We start from the raw sequence: 16,704 nt of genomic DNA on the forward strand, positions 1-16,704 counted from the left end.
CGTCTGGAGCTGGCCGCTGCGGCCAGTCCTGAGAGCCATACTAATCCGGAGTGGCCGGGGGCGCTGTGGAATATGGGCGAATTCGCAGGGGCTGTTGTGGCTTTTCAGCCCGGCCGGCGGCCACCGCTGATGCGGGGCTGGCCGCCCAGGTCCCGGCGCAGGGCTATGGCCTCAAAGCCGGCTTCGGCCAGCAGTGCCGCCACCGCCTCCGCCTGGTCGTAGCCATGCTCCAGCAGCAGCCAGCCGCCGGGCACCAGGTGGTCTGGCGCCCCCGCCACCAGGGTGCGCAGGGCGGCCAGGCCGTCGCCCTCGGGCGTGAGCGCGCTGCGCGGCTCGTGGCGCAGGGCGGGCAGGTGCGGGTCGTCCCCGGCGATATAGGGCGGGTTGCTGACGATGAGCTCGAAGCGCCGGCCCGCCAGGGGCTGCCACCAGTCGCCGGCCAGGCATTCCAGGTCCAGACCCAGGCGGCGCGCATTCTCGGCCGCCATGGCCAGGGCGCCCTCGCTCAGGTCCACGGCGCTCACCGTGGCGGCGGGGTGGGCATGCTTGAGGGCCAGGGCGATGGCGCCGCTGCCCGTGCCCAGGTCTACCACCCGGGGTGTCGGGCCCAGGCCGGGCAGCAACTCCAGGGCCCAGTCCACCAAGGTCTCGGTATCGGGGCGGGGCACCAGGGTGTGGGCGTTGACGCGCAGGCGCAGGCCGTGGAATTCCTTCTCGCCGGCCAGATAGGCCAGGGGCACGTCCTGCAGGCGCTGGACCAGCCAGTCGGCAAAGCGCGCCGCCTGCTCGGGGCTGAGAGCCTGGTCGTCATGGCTCAGCAGCCAGGCGCGGTCCACGCCCAGCAGGGTGCCCAGCAGCAGCTGGCTCTCCAGCCGGTCCAGGCCGGCCAGGCGGGCCTGGGCCAAGGCGGCGGCCACGCTCAGCGGGCTGCTCATGCGCGGCCTTCCAGGGCCGCCAGCTGCTCGGCGGCCTGTGCCGCTTGCAGGCCGGCCAGCACATCGCCCAGATCGCCGTTCATGATCTGGTCCAGCTTGTAGAGCGTGAGGTTGATGCGGTGGTCGGTGAGCCGGCCCTGGGGAAAGTTGTAGGTGCGGATGCGGTCGCTGCGGTCGCCGCTGCCCACCAGGCTTTTGCGCTGGGCGGCTTCCTTGGCGGCGCGCTCGTTCTTGTCCTTGTCGCGCAGGCGGGCGGCCAGCACGGCCATGGCCTTGGCCTTGTTGCGGTGCTGGCTGCGGTCGTCCTGGCACTCGGCCACCAGGCCGGTGGGCAGGTGGGTGATGCGGATGGCGGAGTCGGTCTTGTTGACGTGCTGGCCGCCGGCGCCGCTGGCGCGGAAGGTGTCGATACGCAGATCGGCCGGGTTGAGCTGGATCTCCTCGGCCTCGTCGGGCTCGGGCATCACGGCCACGGTGCAGGCGCTGGTGTGGATGCGGCCCTGGCTCTCGGTGGCGGGCACACGCTGCACGCGGTGGCCGCCGGACTCGAACTTCATGCGGCCGTACACGCCCTCGCCCTCCAGGCGCACCACCAGCTCCTTGAAGCCGCCCAGATCGGATTCGCTGGCCGAGAGCGTCTCGCAGCGCCAGCCCTGGGTCTCGGCAAAGCGCAGATACATGCGGGCCAGATCGGCGGCAAACAGGGCCGATTCATCCCCGCCGGCGCCGGCACGGATTTCCAGAAAGGCATTGCGCTCGTCGTCCGGATCCTTGGGGATCAGGGCCAGCTGCAGCTGCTCGTGCAGATCCGCGATATCGGCCTGGGCGCTGGCGATTTCCTCGCGCGCCATCTCGGCCATCTCGGGCTCGTCCAGCAGCTCCCGGGCGGCGGCCAGATCGGCCTCGCGCTGCTGGTAGCGGCGGTAGCGCTCGACCAGTCCGCTGGCTTCGGCCTGCTCGCGGCTGAGGGCGCGGTAGCGCTTCATATCGGCGGCTACGGCGCCGTCGGCAAGAATGGTGTCGAGCTCGGCAAGGCGGAAGGCCAGGCGTTCGAACTGCTGGCGCAGGCTGTCTTTCATGGGGCGGAATCCGGGAGGCGTGAGTCAACGCGGGGCGTCAAGGCGGGCAGGGCGCGCGGGCGCTGCCGATGGGGGCCGCCGCCTGGGGCGAGGCGGCCCGGCGGGCTGACAGCGCCGCTAGGACTCGGCCGGGTTGCGCGCGCTATTGCGCAGGAACAGGCGCGACACCGTCTGGGCCAGCTGCATGCGCTGCTCGCCCTCGCTGGCATGCAGCTCGGCCAGGGCGCCGTGCAGCATCTTCTGGGTCAGGCCGCGCGAGAGCGCGTCCAGCACCGCATCCACATCCTCACCGCGGGCGAGCAGCTTGCGGGCGCGGGCAATCTCGTGCTGGCGCCAGTCATCGGCCTGGGACTGCAGGGCCTGGATCAGGGGCACGGTGTGGCGCTGACCCAGCCAGTGCACAAAGCTCTGCACGCCGGCCTCGACGATGGCCTCGGCCTGCTGCACCGCGGCCTGGCGCTTCTGGCCAGCGCTCTGCACGATGCCGGAGAGGTCGTCCACGGTGTAGAGGTAGACATCGTCCAGCTGGGCCACCTCGGGCTCGATATCGCGGGGCACGGCCAGGTCCACCATGAACATGGGGCGGTGCTTGCGGTTCTTCAGCGCGCGTTCCACGGCGCCCAGGCCGATGAGGGGCAGGCTGGAGGCGGTGCAGGAGATCACCGCGTCGAATTCATGCAGGCGCTGGGGCAGATCGGCCAGGCGCAGGGCCTCGGCCGAGAGGCGGCCGGCCAGCTTCTCACCGCGCTCCAGCGTGCGATTGGCGATGGCCATATGGCGCGGCGTCTTGGCGGCGAAATGCGTGGCCACCAGCTCGATCATCTCGCCGGCGCCGATGAAGAGCACCTTGATCTGGCTGAGGTCTTCGAAGAGCTGGGCGGCCAGGCGCACCGAAGCCGCCGCCATGCTGATGGAGTGGCTGCCGATCTCGGTGGAGGTTCGCACCTCCTTGGCTACCGAGAAGCTGCGCTGGAAGAGCTGGTGCAGGGTGGTGCCCAGGGTGCCGGCCTGGTCGGCCTCGCGCACGGCCTGCTTGAGCTGGCCCAGGATCTGGGGCTCGCCCAGCACCATGGAGTCCAGACCGCTGGCCACGCGGAAAGCGTGGCGTGCGGCGGCGCTGCCTTCCAGCACATAAGCATGGTCCATCAGCGCGCTGCTGCCCACGCCGCCTACGCCGGCCAGCCAGTCCACTGCCGGGCGCACGAGCTCGTTAGGGCCGGCCACATAGAGCTCGGTGCGGTTGCAGGTGGACAGCAGGGCCGCCTCGGGCAGCATGTGCCTGGGGCCGTGTTGCAGCTGCTGGCGCAGACCGAGCAGCGTGGGGGCAAGCTGGTCCAGCGAGAACGCGAACCTTCCGCGCAGATCCAGCGGCGCGGAGTGGTGGTTCAGGCTGAGGGCGAAGACGCTCATGTCCGAATTATAAAATTCGGGCCTTCGCGCCGCATTGCGGGGCTTCCTGCAGCACGCACATGCGATTGATGCGCATCAAGAAATGCGTGCGACTTGCCAGCCGCTCGTGGCGGCCAACCTTCGGATTCACCCTCATCTTGAACGCCCTCGATCTGTTCTGGCATCTGTGCAATTTCCTGGCGCCGGCCTGGGTGGTGGCGGCCCTGATGGCGGGCGCGCTCAAGCTGCTGTGGCGTCAGGACTTGCGCAGCCGCGGTTGGCGCCAGCTCTGGGTCTGGGGCGGTGTGGGCGGCTCGCTCGCCCTGCTGGCCGCGCTTGTGCTGCTGGGGCGCGACGGCAAACTAGCCGGCTACGGCCTGATGATCCTGGCCATCGCCCTGCCGCAGTGGGCCCTGGCCTGGGGCCAGGGCTTGCTGGGGCGGCGCTGAAGGCTCAGGCGCCCAGCGCCTGCTCGACCGCCAGCGGCACCTCGGCCCGCAGGGAGTGCGGGTAGGCCTGGGTGATGTCCACCTCGATCAGCTGGTTCATCAGGCGCGGGTGGCCCTTGAAGTTGACGATGCGGTTGCACTCGGTGCGGCCCATCAGCTCGCTGGCATCCTTGCGGGCATTGCCGGTCACGAGAATGGTCTGGCGGCTGCCCACCATGCTTTCGCTGATCTTCACCGCATGGGCCTCGATGGCGGCTTGCAGTTCCTGCAGGCGGCGCACCTTGACCTCGTAAGGCGTGCTGTCCTCCAGATTGGCGGCCGGCGTGCCGGGGCGCGGGCTGAAGATGAAGCTGAAGGAGGCGTCGAAGCCCACGTCCTCCACCAGCTTCATCAGCTTGGCGTGGTCGTCCTCGGTCTCGCCGGGAAAGCCGACGATGAAGTCGCTGGCCAGGCGGATGTCCGGCCGGATCGCGCGCAGCTTGCGCACGATGCTCTTGAACTCGAGGGCCGTGTAGCCGCGCTTCATGGCCATCAGGATGCGGTCGCTGCCATGCTGCACCGGCAGGTGCAGGTGGTTCACCAGCTGGGGCACCTTGCCGTAGGCCTCGATCAGGCGCGGGCTGAACTCGTTGGGGTGGCTGGTGGTGAAGCGCAGGCGGCGGATGCCGGGGATCTCGGCCGCGTATTCCAGCAGCAGGGCCAGGTCGGCGTATTCGCTGGTGTCGCCCATCTTGCCGCGGTAGGCATTGACGTTCTGGCCCAGCAGATTGATCTCCATCACGCCCTGGTCGGCCAGGCCGGCGATCTCGGTCAGCACGTCCTCGAAGGGGCGCGAGACCTCCTCGCCGCGGGTGTAGGGCACCACGCAGTAGCTGCAGTACTTGGAGCAGCCTTCCATGATGGACACGAAGGCGCTGGCGCCCTCCACCTTGGCGGGCGGCAGATTGTCGAACTTCTCGATCTCGGGGAAGGAAATGTCCACCTGCGGGCGGCGCAGCTCCTGGCGTGCGGCCAGCATCTGGGGCAGGCGGTGCAGGGTCTGGGGGCCGAAGACCACGTCCACATAGGGCGCACGCTCGATGATGGCCGCGCCCTCCTGGCTGGCCACGCAGCCGCCCACGCCGATCATCACGCCCTTTTCCTTGAGGTGCTTGACGCGCCCCAGATCGCTGAACACCTTCTCTTGCGCCTTCTCGCGCACGGAGCAGGTGTTGAAGAGGATCAGGTCGGCCTGCTCGGGGTCCTCGGTCTTCTCATAGCCCTGGGCGGCACCCAGCACATCGGCCATCTTGTCCGAGTCGTACTCGTTCATCTGGCAGCCGAAGGTCTTGATGAATACTTTCTTCATGGCGTACTTCCTTGGGGCTCAGCGCTTGGTCCAGGTCTGCGTGCCGGGCTCGAAGCTCCAGCGCGCGGCCTCCTCGGCGCTGCGGGGCCAGGTCTTGTTGGCCAGCTCGACCGGATTCAGCACCCAAATGTCCTGCAGCAGGCCGGTGCGCTGCTCGACGGTGTAGTGCACCATGAGTTTCTGCCCCATCACGCTGGCGGGTTGCAGCAGCAGATTGGTGTCGCCGCGCAATCGGGCTCCGGGCGCCAGTCGGGCCGGCTGCCCATTGAGCGTGGCTTCCGGGAACTGCAGCAACTGCAGTTCGCCGCGCAAAGCCTGGGGCGGGAAGGGGCGATGCGATTGAGCGTGGGCAGGGGCCCAGGCCAGGCAGGCGGCCACAGCAAGGGTGGCAATCGAGGCACAGCGGTACATGGTATTTGTCCAGTGGCTGCGAGAATGGCGGTTGAACAAAGCAAAACGGCCCGAGGGATGCTCGGGCCGTTTGCTGTATTTTGGTGGCGCTTCAGGGATTCGAACCCCGGACCTGCGGATTATGATTCCGTCGCTCTAACCGGCTGAGCTAAAGCGCCTCAAGCCCGCTATTCTAACGAGCTTTTCGGAGACAATGCAAGCACTCTTTGCGAAGTCTTTAAAAAATTCTTGGAAGCCCCCTCGCGGGACGGCTGCCGGCCCAGGGGCGACATGCCCGAAATGCCGCAGCGGCGGGACTTTCAGCCCAGATCCAGTCCTTCTCACAGGCCATTGATGTTCAGTTTCTTTAAGAAGAAGTTCGGCGGAGGCGGCAATGCGGCCCCGGCACCCCAGCCCGCCGCCGAGCCGGTGAGCGCTCCCACGCCTGTCGTGGCCGCCGAGTCGGCGCCCGCCCCGGCCTCCATCACAGCGCCTGCCGCGGTGCCCGTGGTTGCGCCGCCCGCTCCGGCCGCGGCGGCCGTGCTGGCGCCCGAGGCGCCGCCGCCGGCTCCCGTGGCCGCTTCGGCGCCGCTGGCCGCAGCTGCGCCGGCCCCCGAGCCCGCGCAGGCCCCGACCGTGCGCCGCAGCTGGCTGGACAAGCTGCGCGCCGGCCTGCGCAAGACCGGCTCCAGCATCGCCCAGGTTTTCACCGGCACCCAGATTGATGACGCGCTTTATGAGGAGCTGGAGGCGGCCCTGCTGATGGCCGATACCGGCGTCAAGGCCACCGAGTTCCTGCTGGAGGATCTCAAGAAACGGGTCAAGGAGGCCAAGGTCACCGACCCGGCGGCCGTGCGCGGTCTGCTGGCCGAGGCGCTGAGCGATCTGCTGCGTCCGCTGGAGAAGCCGCTGACCGTGGGCGAGCACACGCCCACGGTCATGATGGTGGTGGGCGTCAATGGCGCCGGCAAGACCACCAGCATTGGCAAGCTGACCCGCCACTTGGCCGAGGCCGAGCAGAAGGTGCTGCTGGCCGCGGCCGATACCTTCCGCGCCGCGGCGCGGGAGCAGCTCTCGGTCTGGGCCGACCGCACCCGGGTGGAGATCGTCAGCCAGGAGGGCGGCGACCCCTCGGCCGTGACTTTCGATGCCGTGGTGGCGGGGCGTGCGCGCGGCTGCGATGTGGTGATTGCCGACACCGCGGGTCGCCTGCCCACCCAGCTGCATCTGATGGAGGAGCTCAAGAAGATCCGCCGCGTGATCGGCAAGGCCCAGGACGGTGCGCCGCACGAGGTGCTGCTGGTGGTGGATGGCAATACCGGCCAGAACGCGCTCACCCAGGTCAAGGCCTTCGACGATGCCCTGGGCCTGACCGGCCTGATCGTCACCAAGCTGGACGGCACGGCCAAGGGTGGCGTGCTGGCCGCCATCGCGCGCGAGCGCCCCATCCCGGTGTACTTCGTCGGCGTGGGCGAGAAGCTGGAGGATCTGCAGACCTTCAGCGCGCGGGAGTTTGCGCAGGCCTTGCTCGAATGAGTCGGGGTCGTTGACCCGGGCGGCTGTCGCGGGTACGGCGCTGCCGGGCGTTCGATGCGGCAAGGCGCAGAGGCCTTGCCCCTCGCCAGTCACAAACAGTCCTCAGGACTGTTTGAGTCCGGGCTCGGCCCCCTTGAAGGGCCTGCGAAGCGGGTAGGGGGTGTTACTTCAGTCCGGGCGGCATCATCCCGCCCAGGCCTTTCATGCCACCCATCTTCTTCATCATCTTCATCAGGCCGCCGCCCTTCATCTTCTTCATCATGCCCTGCATCTGGTCGAACTGATTCAGCAGGCGGTTGACCTCCTGGATCTGCACACCGGCACCGGCAGCGATGCGGCGCTTGCGGCTGGCCTTGCTCTTGCCGTCCATCAGCAGACTCGGCTGGGCGCGCTCCTTGGCGCTCATGGCGTTGAGGATGCCCTCCATGCGCTTCATATCGCGCTCGGCCTTGTCCATGTCGGCGGCGCCGGCCTTGGCCGTCATCTGGGTGGGCAGCTTGTCCATCAGGCCCGAGAGGCCGCCCATCTTCTTCATCTGGGAGATCTGGGCCAGGAAGTCATTCAGGTCGAAGCCGTCGCCGCTCTTGAGCTTGTTGGCCAGCTTCTCGGCCGCGGCCATGTCCACGCCCTTGGTGACTTCCTCCACCAGGGCCACGATATCGCCCATGCCCAGCACGCGGCCGGCATGGCGGTCGGCGTCAAAGACCTCCAGGCCGTCGATCTTCTCGGACACGCCGGCAAACTTGATGGGTGCGCCCGTGATCTGGCGCACCGACAGGGCCGCACCGCCGCGCGAGTCGCCGTCCAGCTTGGTCAGCACGATGCCGGTCAGCGGCAGGGCTTCCTTGAAGGCCTTGGCGGTGTTGATCGCATCCTGACCCTGCATGGCATCGACCACGAAGAGCGTCTCCACCGGGTTCAGCGTGGCGTGCAGATCCTTGATCTCGGCCATCAGGGCTTCGTCGATGGCCAGGCGACCGGCCGTGTCCACCAGCAGCACATCGAAGTAATGCTTCTTGGCGTAGTCCAGCGCGGCCAGGGCGATGTCGCGTGGCGTCTGGCCCGCGTCGGAGGGGAACCACTCGCCACCCGCCTGCTTGGTCACGGTCTTGAGCTGCTCGATGGCGGCGGGGCGGTAGACGTCGGCCGAGACCGTCAGCACCTTCTTCTTGCGCTTGTCGATGAGGTGCTTGGTCAGCTTGGCCGTGGTGGTGGTCTTGCCGGCACCCTGCAGGCCAGCCATCAGGATGATGGCGGGCGGCTGGGCGGCCAGATTGATATCGGCCACGCCCTCGCCCATGGTGGCGGCCAGCTCCTTGTGCACCACCGAGACCAGCACCTGGCCGGGGTTGAGCGAGCCCACCACCTCCTGGCCCAGGGCCTTCTCCTTGACGCGGGCGATGAAGTCGCGCACCACCGGCAGGGCCACGTCGGCCTCCAGCAGGGCCATGCGCACCTCGCGCAGCATGTCCTGCACATTGCTTTCGGTGATGCGGGCCTGGCCGCGCATCGTCTTGACGAGCTGGCTCAGGCGTTCGGTCAGGGTGGAGGCCATCGGGCTAGCGCCACGGGGAGACGGGCGCGCAAATTACACTGTGGCGATGATTTTATCGTTCGCCTCCTCCGGCCTGCCCGGCATGCTGCTGGTGGCCAGCAGCCTGCTCGCCTTGCTGGCCTATGCCGCGGTGGTGTTGAGCCCCGACCGGGCGGGCGACGGAGCTCGTATGCGCGGCCTTTTGGTGCTGGGTTGGAGCGCCCATCTGCTGGCCCTGGTGCTGGACATCGCGGGCATAGGCGCCAGCCAGCCGGGCGCGCGCTTCGGCTTCGCGCCGGCCCTGTCCATGACCATCTGGTTGGTGCTGGCCGTCTATATGGTGGAGAGCCGCCTGGTGCCCCTGCCCAGCGCGCGCCGCGTGCTGGCGGTGCTGGCCGCCCTGGGTGTGCTGCTGGCCGCGCTGTATCCGGGCGAAAGCCGCCCGCTGGCGGCCTCGCCCTGGACGCCGCTGCACTGGGTGCTGGGCCTGGCCTCTTACGGCCTCTTTGGCGTGGCGGTGCTGCATGCGGTGCTGCTGAGTCGGGCCGAGCGCCAGATGCGCCTCAAGATGCCCGCGCCCGGGCAAGGCCAGTTCCCCTTGGGCATGCCCCTGCTGCGCCTGGAACGTCTGACCTTCCAGTTCGTGGGCGCGGGCGTGGTGGTGCTGTCGCTGGCCCTGCTGCTGGGCTGGTGGTTCACGCCGCAATGGCGCTGGGACCACAAGAATTTGCTCTCCGTGCTGGGCTGGCTGGTGCTGACCGGTCTGCTGACCGGCCGCCGCGTCTTTGGCTGGCGCGGCCGCCGTGCGACCCGCTGGCTCTATCTGGGGGCGGCCCTGCTGCTGCTGGCCTATGCGGGCTCGCGCTTTGTGTTGGAGGTGCTGCTGCAGCGTGCGGGCACCGCACCGGTCTGAGTGACTGAGGCATGAAATACCTGCTCCTGATTCTTGTCCTGGCCCTGGTCTTCTTTGTTCTGGGGCTCAAGCGCGCACGGCCCTCGCGCCCGGAGCCCGGGCCCAAGCGCGAGGCCCCCAAGGCCCCGGCCGCCGGCGCCCAGGACATCGTGGCCTGCGCCGAGTGCGGCCTGCATGTGCCGCTGGCCGATGCGCTGCCGGGGTTGGGCGGGCACTTCTGCAGCGCGGCGCATCGACACGCTTTTGAGGCCCGATCGCGCTCATGAGCCACGACGCTTGGCCGTCCACCAGACCAGCTGGGCCCTCGGCCACTGAGGCCGCTGGGGCCGGTGCAGGCGGTGGTGGCGAGACGTCAGGAGCGCCTGGGCCTGCCGACGCCGAGACCGGGTTCTTCCTGCGCCGCGGCTTGCGGCGCGATGCGGCGGGCAACGGCTTCTACCGGCTGTATCGCGCCTGCCTGTCGGCCCGCGTCGCCTTGGGCCTTGCCCTGCTGGCCATGCAGCTGCTGGGCGGGGTGTTGGGGGCGGAGCCGGTCCAGGGGGCACTGGAGCTCAGCCTGCTCTACATGGTGCTGGCGCTGCTGCAGTGGATCTTGCCGGCGGCGCGCCGAGGCGTGTCCGCCCGCTCCCTGGCCCGCCTGAGCAGCCCGCGCTGGTGGGCGACTATCGGCGTGGACCTGGCGCTGTTTGGCCTGCTGCATGCCATGGACAGGGCCTCGGCCGTGAGCTATGGCGCCTTGCTCGTCATGCCTGTGCTGATGGCCGGTCTGCTGACACCCCGCCTGCAGGCGCTCGCGGCGTCCGCCATGGCGGCCCTGCTGGTGCTGGGGGTGAGTGCCTGGTCCTTCTTTCAGGGGCTGGATCCCGCTCTGCGCATGACGCAGGCGGGGCTGGCGGGGGTAGGCTTCTTCGTGGTGGGTCTGCTGGCCAGCGAGATGGCCAGCCGCCTGGCGCGCGAGGAGCGGGCTGCCCGCGGCAGCCTGGAGCTGGCGCGCCAGCAGGCCCAGCTCAACCGGCTGGTGATTGAGCAGATGCAGGAGGGGGTGCTGGTCGTGGACCGCCGCGGCCATGTGCGCGCGGCCAATCCCGCGGCACGCGGCCTGCTGTCCGGTGCGCAGCGCGTGCGTGAGGCGCCGTTTCAGCTGCGTGGCGTGGCCGACTGGGAGCCGCTGGTCGCCGCCGTGGATCGTGCCTTTGCCGACGCGCGCTGGCCCGAGGAGGGTCGAGACATCAGTCTGAGGCTGGAGGGGGGCGAGACGCGCGGGCTGCGACTGCGCATGCGCTTCACGCAGCGCCGCGAGGGGCAGGGCAATGAAGACCTGTGTGTGCTCTTCATCGAGGATGTCCGCAGCGTGCTGGCGCGCAGCCGCCAGGAGAAGCTAGCCGCCATGGGGCGCATCTCGGCGGGGATTGCCCACGAGATACGCAATCCACTGGCCGCCATCGACCAGGCCAATGCCTTGTTGGCGGAGGACAGCGAGAACGAGCAGGCCCGTCGACTCACGGCCATGGTGGCCTCCAATGTGCAGCGGCTCAAGCGCATCGTGGACGATGTGATGGAGGTGGCGCCTGGAGTTCTCTTGCCGCCACAGGCCCTGGACGCCAGTGCCTTGGTGCGAGAGGCCTGCGCGGACTGGGCGAGCACCAATCGCTTGCCGCAGACCGATGATGGTCCGCTGGCCCTGAGTCTGCCCGCAGGCAGTCTTGCGGTGCTGTTTGATCCCGAGCATATGCGCCGGGTCCTGGTCAACCTGCTGGACAATGCGCTGCGGCATGCCGAGCCCGGGCCGGCCTCGGTGCAGGTCAGCTTGCGGGCGCTGTCCGAGCAATGGGCCCAGCTCTCGGTTTACAGCGCAGGGCCTGCGCTGGCGCCCGAGGTGGAGCGACATCTCTTCGAGCCCTTCTTCTCCACACGCAGCCGCGGATCCGGCCTGGGGCTCTATATCTGTCGCGAGCTTTGTGAGCGCTACGGTGGCCGCATCGACTATCAGCGTCAACGTGCCGTCGGGCATGCGGGCAATGAGTTCATCATCACCCTGCGTCGGCCGCCCGCCGAGGCTTAGAGCCCCTCAAGACCATGAATCCCGTTCCCTCACACAGCCTGCTGGTCATTGATGATGAGCCCGATCTGCGCACGCTCTATGAGCTGACCCTGCTTCGCGAGGGCTATGAGCTGGACAGTGCGGGCTCGGTTGAGGAAGCGCTGGCCCGGCTGGCGGAGCGCGGCTATAGCGCGGTGATCACCGATATGCGCCTGCCCGATGGCTCGGGCCTGGACGTGCTGGCCTGGCTGGAGCGCCACGGTCGGCCCGAGAAAGCCCTGGTCATCACGGCTTTCGGTTCCGCGGAAAACGCGGTGGAGGCGCTCAAGGCGGGCGCCTATGACTACCTGACCAAGCCCGTGGACCTGCGCCAGTTCCGTAGCGTGGTGGCCTCGGCCCTGGGGCGGGTGGGGGCTTCGGCGCAGTCGGCCGCAGTGCCCGCCGCAGCGCCGGCTTCTGCGCGCAGCCCGGGGCCGCGATCGCCGCGCGCTGGCGAGGCGGTTAGCAGCCATCCGGCTTTGCACCGGCTGGCCGGCGACTCTGCGGCCATGTGTCAGGTGCGTGCGCTGATTGAGAAGGTAGCGCGCAGCATGGCGCCGGTATTGCTGCAGGGCGAGTCGGGCACGGGCAAGGAGCTGGTGGCGCGTGCCATCCATGACGCCAGCCCGCGCAGCGCAAGGGCTTTTATCGCGGTCAACTGCGGCGCCATTCCCGAGCAGCTGCTGGAGGCTGAGTTTTTCGGCTTTCGCAAAGGCGCCTTCACCGGTGCGCATGAGGACCGGGAAGGCTTCTTCCAGGCCGCCCACGAGGGCACGCTCTTTCTGGATGAGATCGGTGATCTGCCCCTGGCCATGCAGAGCAAGCTGCTGCGTGCCATTCAGGAGCGCTCGGTGCGGCCGGTCGGGGCCGTGGCCGAGGCGCCGGTGAATGTGCGCATCGTCAGCGCCACCCACAAGGACCTTTCGGCCGAGGTGGCTGCGGGGCGCTTCCGTCAGGATCTGTTCTATCGCCTCAATGTGATCCAGATCCGCGTGCCGCCCTTGCGTGAGCGCATCGAGGATCTGGAGGCGATCAGCGAGCGTGTGCTGGATCGCATTGCGCGCGATGCCGGCGTGTCACCTGCGCCGCGGCTCTCGGCCGTTGCGCTGGCCCAGCTCTCGCGCTATGCCTTCCCGGGCAATGTGCGAGAGCTGGAGAACCTGCTGCATCGGGCTTTGGCGCTGTCCGGCGGGGAGGTCATCGATGTGGCCGATCTGGGCTTGCCCGAGGCCGTGCTGGATGAATCTCAGTTCGGCAGCCTGGACATGCCCGACCGTGTCAGCCTGCCGCTGGTCGCGCAGCCTGCATCGGAGGCTGATGATCCCCTGCCGCAGGATCTGGCGGCCTATCTTGACGAGGTGGAACGCAGCATCCTCCTGCGCTCCCTGGTTCGGCATGGCTTCAACCGCACGGCGGCCGGGGCTTCTCTGGGCCTGTCGCTGCGGCAGATGCGCTACCGCATGGCCCGTCTGGGCGTCACTGAACCCTCGGGTTCGGCGGGCGAGGGCGGCTGAACTTCAGGAAGGCCCAGTATTGGCGCGGCCTGGCGCCATGTTTCAGCCCGCAAGCCAGCGCTGGTGCGGGTCGGCCGGCGCGTAGCCCCTGTTCATCGTGATGCGCGCGCCCCTGCGGCGTGATACGTCCTTTGCGCGCCGAGTCGCTAGCGCGATCCCGGCACGAGGTCAACGGGGTTTGAACGCTATCGGTAGTGCTTGAAGCGGTCATATCCGCTAGATATAGTGTCTGTCGTGCTATCCTTCTGACCTCGGCTAGACCTGATATGCCCCACTCAATTGCAGCCGCAGCTTCTCGCGTCACCCGCTGTTTGGGTTGGCGTTCCGGGACCGGGGCAGGGTCAGCATGCAGGGGATTGGCGTCTCGCGGCTCTAGCGCCGCAAGGCCGTTCAGGGACTCCCCGCCAGCCACAAACCGAACATGAAGCCAGAGCTGCGCGCCGCATGCTCCGGCTTTGCGTTCTCCGATTGATTGAACCGAACAAGACTCAGACGAGGACCTCTATGCAAACCGTTGCAGCCAGCACGCTATCGGATATCGCAGCCGTCCCCTCCGCTCACGGCGCGAGCGGCGGAGCCGCCAAGACCTCGGCCTTCCAGGCCTACCAGATCATCCGCCGCAATGGCGCGGTGGTGTCCTTCGAGCCCAGCAAGATTGCCGTGGCGCTGATGAAGGCCTTTCTGGCGGTGCATGGCACCAGCGGTGCGGCTTCGGCCAGCGTGCGCGAGACGGTGGACGCCCTGACCGAGAACGTGGTGCGCGCCCTGCTGCGTTCGCGCCCGAGCGGTGGCACCTTCCACATCGAGGATGTGCAGGACCAGGTGGAGCTGGGTCTGATGCGTGGTGGTCACCATGAGGTGGCCCGCGCCTATGTGCTGTATCGCGAGCGCCGCGCCCAGGAGCGTCTGGCCAAGGGCGAGGTGGACATCGCCGCCGGCAATCTGCAGGGCGCCAGCCTGATGGTGCTGGACGGTGGCCAGCGCGTGCCCCTGGATCTGGTCAAGCTGTCGGCCCTGATCGCCAGCAGCTGCGCCAATCTGGGCGCCGACGTGAAGCCCGAGCCCATCATTGCCGAGACCAAGCGCAATCTGTATGACGGCGTGCCCATGGAGGAGGTCTACAAGGCCGCCATCTTGGCCGCCCGTACCCTGATCGAGAAGGATCCGGGCTACACCCGCGCCACCGCCCGTCTGCTGCAGCACACCATCCGCAAGGAGATCCTCGGCGAGGAGGTGAGCCAGGACGAGATGCAGCAGCGCTATGCCGAGTACTTCCCCGGCTACATCAAGAAGGGTGTGCAGGCCGAGCTGCTGGACGAGAAGCTGCAGCAGTACGACCTGGCCAGGCTGGGCGCCGCGCTCAAGGCCGAGCGCGACCTGCAGTTCGACTACCTGGGCCTGCAGACCCTGTACGACCGCTACTTCCTGCATGTGGATGGCAAGCGCATCGAGATGCCGCAGGCCTTCTTCATGCGCGTGGCCATGGGCCTGGCGCTCAATGAGATCGACCGCGAAGCCCGCGCCATCGAGTTCTATGAAGTGCTGTCGAGCTTCGACTTCATGTCCTCGACCCCGACCCTGTTCAACTCGGGCACCCGTCGCTCGCAGCTCTCGAGCTGCTACCTGACCACGGTGTCGGACGATCTGGACGGCATCTACGAGGCGCTCAAGGAGAACGCCCTGCTGTCCAAGTTTGCCGGCGGCCTGGGCAATGACTGGACCCCGGTGCGCGCCCTGGGCTCGCACATCAAGGGCACCAATGGCAAGTCGCAAGGCGTTGTGCCCTTCCTGAAGGTGGTGAACGACACGGCCGTGGCCGTGAACCAGGGCGGCAAGCGCAAGGGCGCCGTCTGCGCCTACCTGGAGACCTGGCACCTGGACATCGAGGAGTTCCTGGAGCTGCGCAAGAACACCGGTGACGACCGCCGTCGCACCCACGACATGAACACGGCCAACTGGATCCCGGACCTGTTCATGAAGCGCGTGCTGGAAGGTGGCGACTGGACCCTGTTCAGCCCCTCGACCTGCCCGGATCTGCACGACCTCTTCGGTGCCGCCTTCGAGAAGGCCTACACCGAGTACGAGGCCAAGGTGGATCGCGGCGAGATCAAGCTCTTCAAGCGCATGCCGGCCAAGGACCTGTGGCGCAAGATGCTCTCGATGCTGTTCGAGACCGGCCACCCCTGGATCACCTTCAAGGACGCCTGTAATGTGCGCTCGCCGCAGCAGCATGTGGGCGTGGTGCACTCGTCCAATCTGTGCACCGAGATCACGCTGAACACCAATGACAGCGAGATTGCGGTCTGCAACCTGGGTTCCGTGAACCTGGTGCAGCATCTGAAGGATGGCCCGAACGGCAAGGAAATCGATCACGAGAAGCTGAAGAAGACCGTGTCCACCGCCATGCGCATGCTGGACAACGTGATCGACATCAACTACTACGCGGTCAAGAAGGCACGCGACTCCAATCTGCGTCACCGTCCGGTGGGCATGGGCCTGATGGGCTTCCAGGATGCGCTCTACGCGCTGCGCACCCCCTACGCCTCCCAGGCCGCGGTGGAGTTTGCCGACCGCTCGATGGAAGCGATCTGCTACTACGCCTACTGGGCCTCGACCGAACTGGCCGCCGAGCGTGGCCGCTACTCGAGCTACCGCGGTTCGCTGTGGGATCGCGGCATCCTGCCGATCGACTCCCTGGACCTGCTGGCCGAGGCCCGCGGTGGCCATGTGGACGTGGACCGCAGCATGACCCTGGACTGGGACGCGCTGCGCGCCAAGATCGCCCGTGATGGCATGCGCAACAGCAACTGCGTGGCCATCGCGCCGACGGCCACCATCTCCAACATCATCGGCGTGGATGCCTCGATCGAGCCCTGCTTCGGCAACCTCTCGGTCAAGTCCAACCTCTCCGGCGAGTTCACCGTGATCAACGAATCTCTGGTGCGCGACCTGAAGAAGCTGGGCCTGTGGGACGACGTGATGGTCATGGACCTGAAGCACTTCGACGGCTCGCTGCGCCGCATCGACCGCGTGCCTGAGGATCTGAAGGCGCTCTACGCCACCGCTTTTGAAGTGGAACCGGTGTGGCTGGTGGAAGCCGCTGCGCGTCGCCAGAAGTGGATTGACCAGGCGCAGAGCCTGAACATCTACATGGCCGGCGCCTCGGGCAAGAAGCTGGACGAGACCTACAAGCTCGCTTGGCAGCGTGGCCTCAAGACCACCTACTACCTGCGCACCATCGGCGCCACGCATGCCGAGAAGAGCACGGTGAGCAAGGCCGGTCAGCTCAATGCCGTGGCCAGCGGTGGCGGCATGATGGCTTCCGCACCTGCGGCCACGCCTGTCGCCGAGATGCCCGAGCCCGAAGGCGCGGTCTGCATGATGCGTCCCGGCGACCCCGGCTTCGAAGAATGCGAGGCCTGCCAGTAAGGCCTTGAGCGGGTCGCGATGAAGTCCTCATCGCGACCCCTGAACACGCGCGATGCGAGTGTTCATCGATGCAAACTCGATTTGCACTGCATCGATGAATGCTCATGC

General features: G+C 67.8%; 13 protein-coding genes and 1 tRNA gene. 7 read left to right on the top strand and 7 right to left on the bottom strand.

What is annotated here, in order from left to right:
• Positions 1 to 104 precede the first annotated feature (104 nt).
• The 3 genes from prmC to hemA form a co-directional block, all read right to left on the bottom strand.
• Positions 105 to 935 (bottom strand): peptide chain release factor N(5)-glutamine methyltransferase, encoded by an 831-nt coding sequence (prmC, locus tag DFR39_RS12990; protein ID WP_211343864.1) that lies wholly within the window; start codon positions 933 to 935, stop codon positions 105 to 107.
• Positions 932 to 2,014, bottom strand: a complete 1,083-nt coding sequence (gene prfA, locus DFR39_RS12995) for a peptide chain release factor 1 (protein WP_133603996.1) — start codon at positions 2,012 to 2,014, stop codon at positions 932 to 934. Before prfA ends, prmC begins: the two co-directional genes overlap by 4 nt.
• A gap of 117 nt (positions 2,015 to 2,131) precedes the next feature.
• Positions 2,132 to 3,424: a glutamyl-tRNA reductase gene (hemA, locus tag DFR39_RS13000; RefSeq protein ID WP_133603997.1), complete on the bottom strand. Its 1,293-nt coding sequence runs from the start codon at positions 3,422 to 3,424 to the stop codon at positions 2,132 to 2,134.
• 137 nt (positions 3,425 to 3,561) lie between these two features.
• Between hemA and DFR39_RS13005 the strand changes: the two genes are divergently transcribed.
• The gene (locus DFR39_RS13005) at positions 3,562 to 3,852 is read left to right on the top strand and encodes a hypothetical protein (RefSeq protein WP_133603998.1); all 291 of its coding nucleotides are present in this window, start codon (positions 3,562 to 3,564) and stop codon (positions 3,850 to 3,852) included.
• A gap of 4 nt (positions 3,853 to 3,856) precedes the next feature.
• Here DFR39_RS13005 and miaB read toward each other — a convergent pair whose 3' ends face one another.
• The 3 genes from miaB to DFR39_RS13020 all read right to left on the bottom strand — a co-directional run bounded on the left by miaB (position 3,857) and on the right by DFR39_RS13020 (position 5,769).
• A complete protein-coding gene (miaB, locus tag DFR39_RS13010) occupies positions 3,857 to 5,200 on the bottom strand; it encodes a tRNA (N6-isopentenyl adenosine(37)-C2)-methylthiotransferase MiaB (RefSeq protein ID WP_133603999.1) in 1,344 nt (447 codons plus the stop codon).
• Positions 5,201 to 5,218: 18 nt separating this feature from the next.
• Complete coding sequence (locus tag DFR39_RS13015) at positions 5,219 to 5,611, bottom strand: hypothetical protein (RefSeq protein WP_133604000.1); 393 nt, start codon at positions 5,609 to 5,611, stop codon at positions 5,219 to 5,221.
• An 81-nt stretch (positions 5,612 to 5,692) separates the two neighbouring features.
• Positions 5,693 to 5,769 (bottom strand) — tRNA-Met (locus tag DFR39_RS13020).
• A 175-nt stretch (positions 5,770 to 5,944) separates the two neighbouring features.
• On the opposite strand from DFR39_RS13020, the gene ftsY reads away from it, so the two are divergent.
• On the top strand, positions 5,945 to 7,126 hold the full coding sequence (gene ftsY, locus DFR39_RS13025; protein ID WP_133604001.1) for a signal recognition particle-docking protein FtsY: 1,182 nt from the start codon (positions 5,945 to 5,947) through the stop codon (positions 7,124 to 7,126).
• Between the two features lie 163 nt (positions 7,127 to 7,289).
• On the opposite strand, the gene ffh is transcribed toward ftsY, so the two are convergent.
• Positions 7,290 to 8,681, bottom strand: a complete 1,392-nt coding sequence (ffh, locus tag DFR39_RS13030; protein WP_133604002.1) for a signal recognition particle protein — start codon at positions 8,679 to 8,681, stop codon at positions 7,290 to 7,292.
• Between the two features lie 46 nt (positions 8,682 to 8,727).
• On the opposite strand from ffh, the gene DFR39_RS13035 reads away from it, so the two are divergent.
• From DFR39_RS13035 to DFR39_RS13055, 5 genes are all read left to right on the top strand, one after another.
• On the top strand, positions 8,728 to 9,573 hold the full coding sequence (locus DFR39_RS13035) for a cytochrome C assembly family protein (protein WP_133604003.1): 846 nt from the start codon (positions 8,728 to 8,730) through the stop codon (positions 9,571 to 9,573).
• An 11-nt stretch (positions 9,574 to 9,584) separates the two neighbouring features.
• On the top strand, positions 9,585 to 9,839 hold the full coding sequence (locus DFR39_RS13040; protein ID WP_211343865.1) for a PP0621 family protein: 255 nt from the start codon (positions 9,585 to 9,587) through the stop codon (positions 9,837 to 9,839).
• Positions 9,836 to 11,635, top strand: coding sequence for a sensor histidine kinase (locus tag DFR39_RS13045; protein WP_133604004.1), 1,800 nt, complete (start codon positions 9,836 to 9,838; stop codon positions 11,633 to 11,635). The genes DFR39_RS13040 and DFR39_RS13045 overlap by 4 nt, the downstream gene beginning before the upstream one ends.
• A 14-nt stretch (positions 11,636 to 11,649) precedes the next feature.
• Positions 11,650 to 13,167, top strand: coding sequence for a sigma-54-dependent transcriptional regulator (locus DFR39_RS13050; protein ID WP_133604005.1), 1,518 nt, complete (start codon positions 11,650 to 11,652; stop codon positions 13,165 to 13,167).
• Positions 13,168 to 13,671: 504 nt separating this feature from the next.
• Complete coding sequence (locus DFR39_RS13055) at positions 13,672 to 16,596, top strand: ribonucleoside-diphosphate reductase subunit alpha (RefSeq protein WP_133604006.1); 2,925 nt, start codon at positions 13,672 to 13,674, stop codon at positions 16,594 to 16,596.
• Positions 16,597 to 16,704: the final 108 nt, after the last annotated feature.

It is taken from the genome of Roseateles asaccharophilus (assembly GCF_004362405.1).
Classification (GTDB): Bacteria; Pseudomonadota; Gammaproteobacteria; order Burkholderiales; family Burkholderiaceae_C; genus Kinneretia; species Kinneretia asaccharophila.